Genomic DNA, 13,653 nt, shown 5'->3' with positions numbered 1-13,653 from the left:
GTTTTATTGTTTTGTACCGCCAAATGCGGTGTCAAACTGGTTATTACCGTCAAATTTGGCAACACCGGCTAACGCCGCGGCATTATTGCCGAAGAAGTTACCTTCGGTTTGACCGTTAATGCCATTGGCTTTTGCATTACCTTTGAAGCTAGCCTCAGCATTATTAATGCCTGCATCAATAGAAATTAACAAACCACTCTTACGCATATTGCCTTTCAGCGTATTTGCATTAAAGTCAGCATTTAGAGACCCAGTTAGCAACGGTTGATTCAATTCAGTATTTTTATTAATACCACTCACACTGTAAGTTGCTTTTCCACCCGTCGGCATATTCGCCGTTTTGTTATTACCGGCATAGTAAACTACACGATCTTGATTAATATCGCCGTCGCGCACTAGCCATTCCCCGTAATACAGCTCTTCTGCCCCAACTTTTTTAAAGGCAAAATTGCCCAGTTTGTTATGGAAACCAGGCACCCAACTTGGCATATTATTCATTTTCAGCACAACCACATCATTATCATCAATACCACCAAATACACCTAAAAACTCTGTACGTTTGGTTACACCCGTTAATGATTTGAAACTACTTACTTTTGTACTTACACCTTTAATATCAACACCAGGTAATCCTTCCTGATCTGTATGAAACCAACCATTATGCTCCGCCGATCCTTTCTCAGGTAACGTGAACACCTTACCTTTATCGGTTGGCGCATTAATTCCGGCAGTGACCGTGGCTTGCGCTACGCCCATGCTAACCAGTGAAGCTAAAAGTGCGGTGGAAAAAATTACTTTTTTCATATCGTATTTCCTTATTTTTTGTGGGATAATCCCACGCTTCAATATCACACCAAAATGGTGTGGCTATTCAAGGCAGTAAAACCTGATTAACGGTCGTGGTTTTATTGCCTTTCTTATTTAGGAACAGGGCTTATTTATGCCATTTTCCTAAAATTTTGCTGTTAAACCCAATTTAACGGTTCTGCCCGGTGCAGGGATCATCGAACGGGTCATCGGATCTAAATAGTAACGGTTGGTTAAATTAGTGCCGGTTAATTCAAGGGTCAGGTTTTTATTCACGGCATATTTAATATAAGCGTCCAGTGTCAGCACCGGCTGCCAAGACATTGGACGATTCCAAACCCCCTCATTCAGCACTCCTTTCTCCCATAATCTGTCTTCATCACGGTTTTTGGCTTTGCTGTGATAGAGCCAGCGTGTCCCCACTTCCAGCTTACGATCGAAGAAGCGTGCCCCCAAATTGCTGCTGATCGAATATTTTGGTTGTAACTGAGTACGCAAATAGCCCCAGGCAAAACCACCTGTCATACAAGAGGGTACACGCAGCTCAACCGGATCCATTTCCATCGCGGCATTGACATCACACACTTGATTTTTAAGGTTATACACCACGCCTAAGTCGCCAAAAAAGCTGCCGTTGTCGTAACGCGCCTGCAATTCAATTCCCTCTAAAACCCGTTTATCCAGTTGATAAAAGCGGAAATCAGTACTACGGTCGATCACATTTTTGGTCACATTGTGGAAATAACTCAGTTTCAAATCTGCTTTACTTGGTCGACTGAAAAGAGCCGAAGCATCATATACATAACCCACTTCAATATTTTTCGCTTTTTCCGGTTTCAGATAGTTATCTTTAAAACGCGCTGAGGTGTCGCTACTGGAAGAAAAGCCGATCGTATCTTCAAAAATACTCGGCATGCGGGCATATTCGGTATAGCGCAGATAAACCCGATGTTGATCGTTGATAAATGCCGTGGCAGAAAATGCCGGTGAGAAGGCTCTGCCGCGACGTTTTTTTACTTCGGTCAATTGCTCTGATTTTTTCAACGTCGTGTAATACTCTCCACCACTACCGACTTGCTGATATTTGGCTTCACTTTTGCCGGTTAGCGGATTGATTACGGTTTCGTTTTTCAATGTACCATTCACAAATGGATTATCGGCAGCGCGTGGACGCCCATCACTGTGAAAAGGCAGCTTAAATGTTTGTACTTTGTCTTCCATACCAAACTTACAATTATTGCTGCACCCCATATCAGTCAGTTTTGTACGAATCTCTTTGCGCAATTCTCCATATCCTCCAGATTTTTGCTTATCTAATGCCCAAATTTGCTTGCTGATTTCATCAACTTCATCATCAGATAAATTAGGATCTAGAACTTTTTCCCATAATTCTGCTTCTTTTGCTTTAATCACTTCATTTTCTGCATCTTCCTTTACATAGGATTGATCATAATCACGAACAAGTGCACTTCGGGTATCCCATTCCTTCTGCGATAAAACACGCTCGTAAGCAATTGAGTGACCTGCCGCAGCTCTCGGCTCACGATAAGTGCCTCCTATTTGATAACCTTTATACAAATCTCCACTTGCAAGCAATTTATTTAAATAATCATCAAACGACCAATATTCGTTGTAACGCGCGCCGGCAGTGAGAATTAGCCAATTGGTCGGGCGGTAGTTGAAATTAAAGGCAATATCCCATTCTTGACGACGCCCCATGCGCGGTGGCGATTCCCATGTGCTGTTGGGATTCGGGGTCGACTTAAAATGGTTGCTGGTCAAACGCTCTTTCTGAAATGCGCCGGACAACGTGAGATCCAACTGTTCGGTTAAATTCATCGTGTTACTTAAATTGAAACCGCGTCGGGTGTTATAAGCATTCACTTGTGCCGCATTGACATAACTGTATTTGCCGTTGGTATTCGGATTTGCCGCAATCCAACGCCCTCCTTTGGCGGCTAAACAGGCATGGTCAATTAAAAAATAATCATGCGGTGTAGTGGGATTAGGATTAACCCGCACACAACCACTGGTTGCCAGTGTCCACTCTACATCGCGGTTTTCCATTTCACGCGGATTGCCGCCGGAGGTATTGGTGTCACTTTCGGTCTGGGTGTACCACACACCGGCTTTGAGATTGACCCAACGGTTGTCCTGCGGATTGTAGGCATAATCGGCATTAAACGCCTTTTGCTTGACGGTTGCCAACGGCCATTGCGGCACAAACCCGTGAAACGCTTTGAAATCCAAACGAGAAGGCATAATTTCACCGTAGGTGATTTTAGTGTCGCGATAACCCAATTTTAAATTCTGTTCCGGAGTAAAGTGCAGTGTCCCCTTTAATAAATAAGACTCCATCACGCTGGAGGTATTGGGAATTTCACTACCGGGGCGGTAAATTGAGGCGGCAAAAGGCAGATTCGGCTCCATTTGTTTCAGTGTACGCCCGCCGTCTTTCAGATCGATCTCGCCCTCATACTTATGTGCACCGCCTTTACCGGCTAAATAGTTGCCTTTGCTGCGGTAGCTGTATGCCGCCAATAGATCAAATTTCTCCTCTTTGACCCCCACCGCCAAACGCATTGCATTATCTTTGAAAAATTGCCCCTTTTGTTTTGGTTTCACCAAGGTTACCGCAGAAAAATCTCCCGGTGTGCCATCACCGGCTTCACGATAATCTTGCCCCCATTTAAAATCCGGAATCCGCTCTTTCACCGAATTATTCGCAGTCTCCAATTTCAGCTCCACACCGACTTTTTGCCCTTCACGAACAATATCATCGGCATCAAGGGTGCGCATTTTGATTGAACCGCCGATACCGGACGCATTACCGGAGGCGATATCCGGACCTTTTTCAACCGTAATATTGCTGATTAAATTCGGATCTAAATAGTTGCGGTTATTCGCTCCATTGTATCCACGCCAAGTCGTGATTGCCTGCTCTGTGCCGTCAATGGTCACCGGAATGCGCCCTTGTCCCTGCACCCCGCGAATATTTGGATCGACCGCACCGCTGTTGCGCGCATCACCGCTGTAAACCCCGTTAAATTCTTGTAATAAATCTGCCGGCGATGCGCCTTTATAACGCTCTACGGTTTCTTTACCGGCATACATATTGGTAATATTGCGGTAATAGACATCATCTTTACCCTGCTCGTCCTTTTGTTCCGTATTATTAGCAGTAACATGAATAGTATTGAGGGTTTCGGAGGAATTGGCTTGAGCCAGAGTGGCGCTAGCTAAAGCACAAAATAGCAACAACGTGACTGTAGTGGAATTATCCATTTTCTCATCCTTTCAACTTATTGACAGTATTGATAATCATTATTATTAAGAATAAGGAAAGATATAGATTTTTGTTTTTTTAGCAATAGGATTTACTTTGACATTCAAATTTTTGTGACTTGCATCAAAAAATGAAATAACTAGGCACTGAAATAATTATTCAATATAACTTCTTTTTAACCTTTTGTTTTCCAAGCCTTTTAGGCTTTTTCGGGTAAGGCAGTTTCCTTTGGTGACAAAAGAATTAATGTTTTTCAGCTACTGGATACAAAATAACAATAGATCACCCGCAAAATCCCTTATAAAAAAAGAGGGATTATCACTATTACTCCAACGCAACTTCATCTAAAATGGTGAAGGATTAACCCCGTTTGGAGAATACTTATGAAACTGAAAAAACTGGCTTTAACGCTTTTATGTGGATTCGGCCTCTCAGCATACGCCGAACTGCCTAATATTACCATTCTGGCTACCGGCGGTACGATTGCCGGCGGAGGGAAAACCGCTGTCAGCTCGGCCTATAAATCAGGCCAACTGACTGTTGACACGCTAATTGAAGCCGTGCCCGAGATGCAACAACTTGCCAATATCAAAGGGGAGCAGATCGTCAACATCGGTTCACAAGATATGAATGATCAAGTTTGGCTAAAATTAACAAAAACCATTAATCAGCAATGTGCCGACACTGACGGTTTCGTCATCACCCATGGCACCGATACCATGGAAGAAACCGCATACTTTTTGAATTTAACCGTGAAATGCGACAAACCTGTCGTCCTCGTCGGCGCCATGCGACCGGCAACAGAAAAAAGTGCCGACGGTCCACTCAATTTGTATAATGCGGTTGTCGTTGCCGCCGATAAAAAATCCGCCAATCGCGGCGTTTTAGTGGCGATGAACGGACAGGTTCTTGGCGCGCGTGATGTCACCAAAACCAGCACGACGGCGGTTCAAACCTTTACCTCGCCAAACTACGGGCCTTTAGGCTATATTCACAACAGTAAAGTAGATTATGAACGTTCCCCTGAAAGTAAACACACTCAGAACGCCGTTTTTAATGTCGATGATTTAACCGAATTGCCGAAAGTCGGCATTATTTATGCTTATTCCAATATGCCGGCCGAACCGTTACAAGCGTTACTAAATGCCGGTTACAAAGGTATTATCAGCGCCGGTGTCGGCAATGGCAATATCAATGCGGCGAATCTGGCGTTATTGGAAAAAGCGGCTAAAGACGGCGTTGCCGTTGTGCGTTCTTCCCGTGTACCAACCGGTTATACCACCCGTGACGCCGAAATTGATGATTCACAATTCGGATTTAGTGCGTCCGGCACATTAAATCCACAAAAGGCGCGCGTGTTGCTGCAATTGGTGTTAACAAAAACAGCTAATCCGCAAGAAATCCAACAATATTTTGATGATTACTAGTCGTTGAATGTAGCAGATTAAGCCGGCAGGTCATCATGATCTGCCGGCTTAAGATAAAACTATAGAGTTACATTTGAAAATTAGTACAAAGTGCGGTTGCTGCGCTGCAACCAACGCATTAACAGACTATCGCTGCTCTCTTCCGCCTGTTTGCCGATTTTTTGCAGCAGCGATTTTTTCTGTTTGAATTTCACTTCCAACACATCTTTGTCCACTAACGCCGCCAAAATCAGATCATCACTGGTGGCGATTTCATCAACCAAGCTCAAATTCAACGCCTGTTGCCCGAACCAATGCTCGCCGGTGGCGATTTTTTCCAAATCCAAATTCGGGCGATGGGTGGCGACAAAATCTTTAAACAATTGATGGGTTTCTTCCAACTCTTGTTGGAATTTCTCACGCCCTTTTTCGGTGTTTTCGCCCAAGATGGTCATGGTGCGCTTGTATTCACCAGCAGTCATCACCTCGACATCGACATCATGTTTTTTCAGCAAGCGGTGAATATTCGGCACTTGCGCCACCACCCCGACCGAGCCCAAAATCGCAAACGGCGCGGAAACAATTTTGTCCGCCACAGATGCCATCATATAACCGCCGCTGGCAGCCACTTTGTCCACCGCCACGGTCAATTTAACCCCTTTGGCTTTCAAACGGCGCAATTGCGATGCTGCCAAACCGTAGCCGTGCACCACTCCGCCAGGGCTTTCCAAACGCAGCAACACTTCATCATCGGCTTTCGCCACCGCTAAAATCGCACTGATTTCATTGGCAAGTGCGCCTGTGCCGCTGGCTTGAATATCACCGTGAAAATTCAATACATACAAACACGGCTTGGCTTTTTCTTCACTCGCCTCGCCATTCTTCGCCGCTTTTTTCTTGGCTTTCGCTTCCAGCTTGTCTTGTTTTTTACGCGCTTTTTCCTGCTGTTTGAATTGCTCATCCGTTAAGCGAAAACCCGCTAATTTTTCCTGATTTTCCTTGTATTGTTTGCCTAAATCGGTGATTTTCAGCTCACCGACCGCACTTTGCTCTTTTTGGCGCAAACTGACGATAAAAGCGAAAATCGCCGCAATCACCAATAAAATAGTAAGCACCTCGAGGATAAACACCCCGTAATTAATTAAAACTTCAGACCACATGGTTTTTCCTTATTATAGATTAAATAGTTAAATGTACGTTGATTAATAAGATTTATAAACGGGTTTTGGCTTTTTGATAAACCAAATTACGCTCCCGCTTTGCCACCGCGATCACACGAATAACAATTTTTTCATCAATCACCTGATAAACCAAGCGATAACCGACATTGCGTAATTTGATTTTGTAACAATCTTTCAAGCCGCTCAATTTTGCTTTGGCAACGTGTGGGTTACTCTGCCGTTCTTTGAGTTTGGCAACGAATTGTTTACGAATATCCAAATCCAATTTGCGAAACTCTTTTTCCGCTTGCGGGATAAATTCAACTGTATAATCAGTCATTTAACAAATCGTCCAAATCCACCGGATAACTCTTTTCATGCAAACGGGCTTGTACGATTTTCGCCAACTCAGCCTCATCTGCCAACTCGATTAAATACTCGTAGATATGTGGCGGCACGCAGTAAAACGCCGGCTCATTCCGATTTAAAATCGCAATTGCTTGCCCTCCGGCTGCGTTAAAGGTCGCCATTGGATTGGTTTTTAACTCAGTGATACTGGCGACGGTATCCGTTAGCACTAAATTCGGCATAACTGCTCCTTTATCGTTAATAGAAGTCCGATTATCCGCTCTTTTAATCGGTCTTGTCAATGCAAAGCCTTTGCTATTTTGTTATACTAAAACCCGTTTATAAAATAAATCAAAAAACCGCTTGACCAAATCCTTTTGTACTAGTTTAATAGTACAAAATAAAAAACTAAATGAGATTTCCAATGCCGTATATTGACATCACCCAACAAGCCGTCGATTATCACCCTGATCCGACGGCGATTTTTGCCACCTTATGCCAACATAAAACCAACACGCTATTGCTCGAATCCGCCGAGATCCAAAGTAAAAACAGCCTAACCAGTTTGCTGTTTATCGACAGCGCCCTGAAAATTACCTGCTATGATAAAAATGTCACATTTAGCGCCATCACGGACAACGGAAAGGCGCTATTACCATTAATTGAAAAAACGTTACAGGGTCTAGCGCAAACGTTGGTTTTTGAACAAGACAATTGTTTGACCGCACTTTTTGCCGAGCTTGATCCCAATCTGGACGAAGACAGCAAATTACAAGCGGCGACGGTGTTTGACGGGTTACGCGTGGTTAACCAACTATTTGGTAACCCTGAAAGTGCGGTTTATCTTGGCGGTTTGTTTGCCTATGATCTGGTGGCAGGTTTTATCCCGATGGATAATATCACACTGCAAGACGATCACATCACTTGCCCTGACTACTGCTTTTATTTAGCCGAACAATTATTACGCTTGGATCACCAGCAACAATCGGCAATATTGCAAACGTTCTGTTTTGCTGCCGAGCAGCAACCGCACTTGGCTTTAGCCGCTGAAAAAATCAAACGGCAACTGTGTCAAATTCAGGTTCAGCTTGCCATTCAAGCCGCGCCAACCGATGTTAGTGTGAATATCGAAGACCCTGAATTTAAACAAATTATCGAACAACTGAAACACCATATCTATATCGGCGATGTATTCCAAATCGTGCCGTCACGCCGTTTTTCGCTGACGTGTCCGAATCCGCTGGCGACCTATCGCCAATTGAAAATCAACAATCCAAGTCCGTATATGTTCTATATGCACGATGACGATTTTATCCTGTTCGGCGCTTCGCCGGAAAGTGCGTTGAAATACAGCCAAGACAGCCGTCAGCTGGAAATCTACCCGATTGCCGGTTCCCGTCCGCGCGGTTTTGATCAGCAGGGGCAAATCGATCCGGAACTGGACGCGCGCTTGGAATTGGAATTGCGCTTGGATAAAAAAGAGTTGGCGGAACATTTGATGTTGGTGGATTTGGCGCGTAACGATATCGCACGGGTCTGCCAAAGCGGCACGCGCCAAGTGAAAGAGTTGATGCAGGTTGACCGCTATTCGCACATTATGCACTTGGTTTCGCGCGTGGTCGGCAAGCTGCGCCCCGAGTTGGACGCCCTGCACGCCTACCAAGCCTGTATGAATATGGGTACACTGACCGGCGCGCCGAAAATCAAAGCCATGCAGTTGATTTACCAATTCGAAAAACAGAAACGCCACAGCTACGGCGGCGCAGTCGGCTATCTCAGCTCCGACGGCAATTTCGATACCTGTATCGTGATCCGCTCCGCTTTCGTACAAAACGGCATTGCCCATGTGCAAGCCGGCTGCGGCGAAGTGCTGGATTCCGATCCGCAAATGGAAGCGGACGAAACCCGTCATAAAGCGCGCGCGGTGCTAAACGCCATTATTCAAACTAATAAAAAAGCATAAGGATTTAACATGGCGAAAATCGTATTTATTGATAATTTTGACTCATTCACCTACAACTTGGTCGATCAGTTCCGCGTGCTGGGGCATGAGGTGGTGATTTATCGCAACGACAGCGCGTTGGATCATCTGCTGAAAACCGCACTTGCCGAGCCGAATACCATTGTTGCACTCTCGCCCGGTCCGGGCAATCCGTCCGAAGCCGGTAATCTGCTGCCATTAATTCGTGAGCTGAAAGGCAAAGTACCGATGATCGGCATCTGCTTGGGACATCAGGCGATTATCGAAGCCTTTGGCGGCAAAATTGTGCACGCAGGGGAAATCCTGCACGGTAAGGTGTCGCAAATTGAACATGATCAACAAGCGATGTTTGCCACTCTGCCAAACCCAATGCCGGTTGCACGCTACCACTCGTTAATGGGCACGGAGATTCCGGCGGCATTTGAGGTCAATGCACGGTACAATAACATCATCATGGCGGTGCGCCACCGCACTTTGCCGATTTGCAGTTTTCAATTTCATCCGGAATCGATCTTAACCGTGCAAGGTTCGCAATTGCTGGCGCAAAGCATCGACTGGTTACTGGGGGAACAACAATGATCGTGGTTTACGGCTTAAAACATCGGCTTGATCCGATCAAAAAAGAGCTGTCCGATATTATTCACCGCTGCATGATGTTCGCCTTGGATTTTCCCGAACATAAGCGGGTGCAACGTTTTATCGGATTAGACGCTGAAGATTATTACTATCCGTCCGATCGCAGCGACGCTTATACCATTATCGAAATCAATATGATGAGCGGCCGCAGCAGCGACGCCAAAAAACTATTGATTCGCATGCTGTTCGATGAAATTTATAAACAGCTGAAAATCAAACCGGTCGATGTGCAAATTACGATTAAAGAACAAGAACCGCACTGTTGGGGCTTTCGCGGCATGACCGGCGACGAAGCCAGTTTTAACTACAATATCAAAAGGTAACGTATGGAAACGCAAGCATTATTAGACACGCTATTCAGCAATCAGGCTTTGGATCAGCAGCAAAGCTATGCCCTGTTCAGCGCCGTGGTACAAGGAAAACTGAGTAACGAACAACTTGCCGCCGCCCTGATCGCGATTAAACTGCGTGGCGAAACCACAGCTGAAATCGCCGGTGCGGTAACCGCACTTCAACAAGATGCGCAACCGTTTCCCCGCCCTGATTACCCGTTCGCCGATATTGTCGGCACCGGCGGCGACGGCGCCAATACGATTAATATCTCCACTGCCAGTGCGATTGTGGCGGCGACGCTGGGCGCAAAAATCGCCAAACACGGCAACCGCAGCGTATCGAGCAAAACCGGCTCCAGCGATGTGCTGACCGCACTTGGGGTGGACATCAATATCAGTGCCGACCACGCACGCCAAGCGCTGGACGACATCGGCGTCTGTTTTCTGTTTGCCCAACAGTATCATTTGGGCTTTAAACACGCCATGCCGGTGCGCAATGCGTTAAAAACCCGTACCATTTTTAATATTCTCGGCCCGTTAATCAATCCGGCACGACCGCAACACCAACTGCTCGGCGTTTATACCCCTGATCTCATCAAACCGTATGCCGAAACCGCCCTGACCCTTGGACATAAACATTCGTTTGTAGTGCATGGCGCCGGTTTGGACGAGGTGGCGCTGCACGGCAAAACCCAAGTTGCGGAAATTCGTGATGGTGCGATTGAATATTACACGCTGACCCCGTATGATTTCGGTTTCGAACCGCAGCCGTTAGACGTATTGCGCGGCGGCGAACCGGCGGATAATGCGCGTATGATCACCGCTCTTTTACAAGGCAAGGGCGATAAATATCATGCGCAGGCGGTGGCGCTCAATACCGCACTTTTGCTGAAACTGTTCGGCCATGAAGATTTGAAACACAATGCGCAAATGGTGTTAGACTGTCTTGCCGGCGGCAAGCCGTTTGAAACGCTGGAAAAATTGTGCCGCTATAAGGATTGATATGTATACGCTGTTTATCGCCAACAAAACCAACTCCAGCTGGTCTCTGCGCCCGTGGATATTATTAACACAGTTGGGCATTCCGTTTGAGGAAGTCCAGCTCTATTTTCAGCCGGATAAACAGCTGCAAAAAATCGACTTTTTGCAAGCCTCGCCGATCTCGAAAGTGCCGGCACTCCATCACAACAATATGGTGATTTGGGACAGCTTGGCGATTGTCGAATATATCGCCGAAGATTATCCGCAAGTGTGGGCGAGCGATAAAGCCGCACGAGCGTGGTCACGTTGTGCGAGTGCGGAAATGCATTCGTCATTCGTTGCGTTACGCACGCAATGCAGCATGAACACGCAAAAATTTACACCGTTAAGCACACCGGATACCGCACTTTTAACCGAGCTACAGCGCATTGATCAACTCTGGACGGACGGTTTGCAGCGTTTCAAAGGTGAATTTTTGGCGGCCAACCAATTTACCGCGGTTGATGCGTTTTTCGCACCGGTGGTGATCCGTTTGATTCACTACGGATTAATGGATTATCTCAGCCCCGCAGCCAACGCCTACGCCAAACGGATTTACCAACTGCCCAGTATGCAAAAATGGCTAAAACTGGCGGAACTGGAAAAAGATCGCCCGATTCGTAACCCTTAAAAATGAGAGAAAATAAGGTAAAACTCGTGAATATGGATAATAAACCGACCATTCTGCAGAAAATCGTCAACGATAAAATCGAGTGGGTGAAAAATAAAAAAGCGGCATTGCCTTTGGCGCAATTTCAGGATCAAGTGCAGCGTGCGGATCGCGATTTCTATCAAGCACTAGGTCAAGGCACACATCAACGCCCTGCTTATATTTTGGAATGCAAAAAAGCCTCGCCGTCGAAAGGGCTGATTCGCGATGATTTCAACTTGGCGCAGATCGCCAACGTGTATAAACACTACGCCACTGCAATTTCGGTGCTGACCGATGAAAAATATTTTCAAGGCAATTTCGATTTTATCGCCCAAGTGCGATCGATCGCGCCGCAACCGATTTTGTGCAAAGATTTTATGATTGACGAATATCAAGTTTATCTGGCACGTTATCATCAAGCCGATGCGATTTTGCTGATGTTGTCGGTGGTGGACGATGCAACCTATCTTAAACTATCCGATTTGGCGCACGATTTGGGCATGGGTGTGCTGACCGAAACCTCCAATCAAGCGGAACTGGAACGCGCGATCCAACTCAATGCGCGTGTGATTGGCATTAACAACCGCGATCTGCACGATCTGAGTGTTGATCTGAACCGCACGCCGCCATTGGCGCAACAAATTCCGGCAGATCGGATCATCATCAGCGAATCAGGCATTTACAATCACCAACAGATTCAACAACTGAAACCGTATGTGCACGCATTTTTAATCGGCAGCAGCTTAATGGGCGAGGACGATCTGCAAAGTGCGGTGCGGCAAGTGATCTATGGCGAAAACAAAGTCTGCGGTTTAACCCGTGCGCAAGATGTCAAAGCGGTGTATCAGCACGGCGCGCTGTACGGCGGCATGATTTTCGCCGAAAAATCGCCGCGCAAAGTCAGCCTTGAACAAGCCAAAGCGCTGATTACCGCCGCGCCGCTACGCTTTGTCGGCGTGTTCCAAAATCAGGAACTGGATTATATCGCCGAAATCGCCCGTGAATTAAAGCTGTTTGCGGTGCAACTGCACGGCAATGAAAGCCACGAGTTTATGCAACAACTGCGTGACAAACTACCGACGGCGTGCCAAATTTGGAATGTGATTTCGGTCGATATCGACAACCACGAGCAGATCAACCTTGCCGATGATCCGTTAATCGACCGTTTCCTGTTCGACAGCAAAGTGCAAGGACAACAAGGCGGCACCGGCTTGATTTTCGATTGGACATTAATTCCACCGAATATCAAACAACGCACGATTTTAGCCGGCGGGATTAAACAAGAAAATATCGAACAAGCCCTGATTCAAGGCTGCTTGGGCGTGGACATCAATTCCGGCGTGGAAAGTGCGGCAGGAATTAAAGATGAAGAGAAAATCGCCACGCTATTCGACACGATTATTCGATTTTAATCTTGATCTCGAATGCTGGATATAACAAAGTAGGGGCGGATTATATATCCGCCCGTGTGCGAAGCTCGATATAGTTATCTTTAACTGAAAATGATAAAACAGCATAATCAAAAGCCTATAAGGCGTAAAATGCGCTTATCTTTCTATGATTATAATGAGGCCGGTTGCTACTTTATTACCATTTGTATTCATGAACGACGTAACTTATTAGGGCAAATACAAAATGGCATTATGCAATTAAATATAGCAGGAAAAGAAATTGAATCCATTTTAATCTCAATGGAATCAAAGTATAAAGATTGTAAATTAGCTGAATATATCATTATGCCGAACCATATTCATTTTATTTGGATTAATGAATTAGGAAAAACCAATCTGCCTGATGTTATAAAATGGTTCAAAATAGTATCAACAAACACCTATATCAAAGGTGTGAAAAATAATCATTGGCTGCCATTCAATCAAAAGCTGTGGCAGAGAGGATATTATGATCATATCATTCGCAATGAACAAGATTATGAAATTATTGCGGAATATATCGAAAATAATCCATTGCAATGGGAATTGGATAAATTATATCAAACTTAGAGATAAATGATCTAAATCCATAACG

At 45.5% G+C, this 13,653-nt stretch carries 13 protein-coding genes; 8 read left to right on the top strand and 5 right to left on the bottom strand.

What is annotated here, in order from left to right:
* Window positions 1–3: 3 nt before the first annotated feature.
* Together B8880_RS03810 and B8880_RS03805 are read right to left on the bottom strand one after the other, a co-directional pair.
* Window positions 4–804, bottom strand: a complete 801-nt coding sequence (locus tag B8880_RS03810) for a Slam-dependent surface lipoprotein (protein WP_084256095.1) — start codon at window positions 802–804, stop codon at window positions 4–6.
* 147 nt (window positions 805–951) lie between these two features.
* Window positions 952–4,092, bottom strand: a complete 3,141-nt coding sequence (locus B8880_RS03805) for a TonB-dependent receptor domain-containing protein (protein WP_084256094.1) — start codon at window positions 4,090–4,092, stop codon at window positions 952–954.
* A 384-nt stretch (window positions 4,093–4,476) separates the two neighbouring features.
* Between B8880_RS03805 and ansB the strand changes: the two genes are divergently transcribed.
* Complete coding sequence (gene ansB / locus B8880_RS03800) at window positions 4,477–5,520, top strand: L-asparaginase 2 (protein WP_084256093.1); 1,044 nt, start codon at window positions 4,477–4,479, stop codon at window positions 5,518–5,520.
* Window positions 5,521–5,600: 80 nt separating this feature from the next.
* Here the strand turns inward: ansB and sohB are convergent, their stop codons facing one another.
* The 3 genes from sohB to B8880_RS03785 are packed head-to-tail and all read right to left on the bottom strand — an operon-like array spanning window position 5,601 to window position 7,249.
* On the bottom strand, window positions 5,601–6,659 hold the full coding sequence (sohB, locus tag B8880_RS03795) for a protease SohB (RefSeq protein WP_084256092.1): 1,059 nt from the start codon (window positions 6,657–6,659) through the stop codon (window positions 5,601–5,603).
* 52 nt (window positions 6,660–6,711) lie between these two features.
* Window positions 6,712–6,999 carry a type II toxin-antitoxin system RelE family toxin gene (locus B8880_RS03790; protein WP_084256091.1) on the bottom strand — a complete coding sequence of 96 codons (288 nt, stop codon included), beginning with the start codon at window positions 6,997–6,999 and terminating at the stop codon, window positions 6,712–6,714.
* Window positions 6,992–7,249, bottom strand: a complete 258-nt coding sequence (locus B8880_RS03785) for a type II toxin-antitoxin system Phd/YefM family antitoxin (protein WP_084256090.1) — start codon at window positions 7,247–7,249, stop codon at window positions 6,992–6,994. The genes B8880_RS03790 and B8880_RS03785 overlap by 8 nt, the downstream gene beginning before the upstream one ends.
* A gap of 170 nt (window positions 7,250–7,419) precedes the next feature.
* Between B8880_RS03785 and trpE the strand changes: the two genes are divergently transcribed.
* The 7 genes from trpE (at window position 7,420) to B8880_RS03750 (ending at window position 13,628) form a co-directional block, all read left to right on the top strand.
* Window positions 7,420–8,970: an anthranilate synthase component I gene (gene trpE, locus B8880_RS03780; protein ID WP_084256089.1), complete on the top strand. Its 1,551-nt coding sequence runs from the start codon at window positions 7,420–7,422 to the stop codon at window positions 8,968–8,970.
* A gap of 9 nt (window positions 8,971–8,979) precedes the next feature.
* Complete coding sequence (locus B8880_RS03775) at window positions 8,980–9,567, top strand: aminodeoxychorismate/anthranilate synthase component II (RefSeq protein ID WP_084256088.1); 588 nt, start codon at window positions 8,980–8,982, stop codon at window positions 9,565–9,567.
* Window positions 9,564–9,947: a tautomerase family protein gene (locus B8880_RS03770; protein WP_084256087.1), complete on the top strand. Its 384-nt coding sequence runs from the start codon at window positions 9,564–9,566 to the stop codon at window positions 9,945–9,947. Before B8880_RS03775 ends, B8880_RS03770 begins: the two co-directional genes overlap by 4 nt.
* A 3-nt stretch (window positions 9,948–9,950) precedes the next feature.
* Entirely contained in the window at window positions 9,951–10,958 is a 1,008-nt protein-coding gene (trpD, locus tag B8880_RS03765; protein ID WP_084256086.1) for an anthranilate phosphoribosyltransferase, read from the top strand.
* Window position 10,959: 1 nt separating this feature from the next.
* Window positions 10,960–11,607, top strand: a complete 648-nt coding sequence (locus B8880_RS03760) for a glutathione S-transferase family protein (RefSeq protein ID WP_084256085.1) — start codon at window positions 10,960–10,962, stop codon at window positions 11,605–11,607.
* Window positions 11,608–11,639: 32 nt separating this feature from the next.
* The gene (trpCF, locus tag B8880_RS03755; protein ID WP_115306458.1) at window positions 11,640–13,040 is read left to right on the top strand and encodes a bifunctional indole-3-glycerol-phosphate synthase TrpC/phosphoribosylanthranilate isomerase TrpF; all 1,401 of its coding nucleotides are present in this window, start codon (window positions 11,640–11,642) and stop codon (window positions 13,038–13,040) included.
* Window positions 13,041–13,169: 129 nt separating this feature from the next.
* Window positions 13,170–13,628 carry an REP-associated tyrosine transposase gene (locus B8880_RS03750; protein WP_244165597.1) on the top strand — a complete coding sequence of 153 codons (459 nt, stop codon included), beginning with the start codon at window positions 13,170–13,172 and terminating at the stop codon, window positions 13,626–13,628.
* The last annotated feature ends 25 nt before the right edge of the window (window positions 13,629–13,653 follow it).

This window comes from Pasteurella testudinis DSM 23072 (assembly GCF_900176075.1).
Taxonomy (GTDB): Bacteria; Pseudomonadota; Gammaproteobacteria; order Enterobacterales; family Pasteurellaceae; genus Chelonobacter; species Chelonobacter testudinis.
This window is presented reverse-complemented; position numbering and strand designations above follow the sequence as displayed.

Excerpts from the sequence above, each read along its gene's own strand:
- B8880_RS03810 (WP_084256095.1), bottom strand. The coding sequence starts at position 804 with ATGAAAAAAGTAATTTTTTCCACCGCACTTTTAGCTTCACTGGTTAGC.
- B8880_RS03805 (WP_084256094.1), bottom strand. The coding sequence starts at position 4,092 with ATGGATAATTCCACTACAGTCACGTTGTTGCTATTTTGTGCTTTAGCT.
- ansB (WP_084256093.1), top strand. The coding sequence starts at position 4,477 with ATGAAACTGAAAAAACTGGCTTTAACGCTTTTATGTGGATTCGGCCTC.
- sohB (WP_084256092.1), bottom strand. The coding sequence starts at position 6,659 with ATGTGGTCTGAAGTTTTAATTAATTACGGGGTGTTTATCCTCGAGGTG.
- B8880_RS03790 (WP_084256091.1), bottom strand. The coding sequence starts at position 6,999 with ATGACTGATTATACAGTTGAATTTATCCCGCAAGCGGAAAAAGAGTTT.
- B8880_RS03785 (WP_084256090.1), bottom strand. The coding sequence starts at position 7,249 with ATGCCGAATTTAGTGCTAACGGATACCGTCGCCAGTATCACTGAGTTA.
- trpE (WP_084256089.1), top strand. The coding sequence starts at position 7,420 with ATGAGATTTCCAATGCCGTATATTGACATCACCCAACAAGCCGTCGAT.
- B8880_RS03775 (WP_084256088.1), top strand. The coding sequence starts at position 8,980 with ATGGCGAAAATCGTATTTATTGATAATTTTGACTCATTCACCTACAAC.
- B8880_RS03770 (WP_084256087.1), top strand. The coding sequence starts at position 9,564 with ATGATCGTGGTTTACGGCTTAAAACATCGGCTTGATCCGATCAAAAAA.
- trpD (WP_084256086.1), top strand. The coding sequence starts at position 9,951 with ATGGAAACGCAAGCATTATTAGACACGCTATTCAGCAATCAGGCTTTG.
- B8880_RS03760 (WP_084256085.1), top strand. The coding sequence starts at position 10,960 with ATGTATACGCTGTTTATCGCCAACAAAACCAACTCCAGCTGGTCTCTG.
- trpCF (WP_115306458.1), top strand. The coding sequence starts at position 11,640 with ATGGATAATAAACCGACCATTCTGCAGAAAATCGTCAACGATAAAATC.
- B8880_RS03750 (WP_244165597.1), top strand. The coding sequence starts at position 13,170 with ATGCGCTTATCTTTCTATGATTATAATGAGGCCGGTTGCTACTTTATT.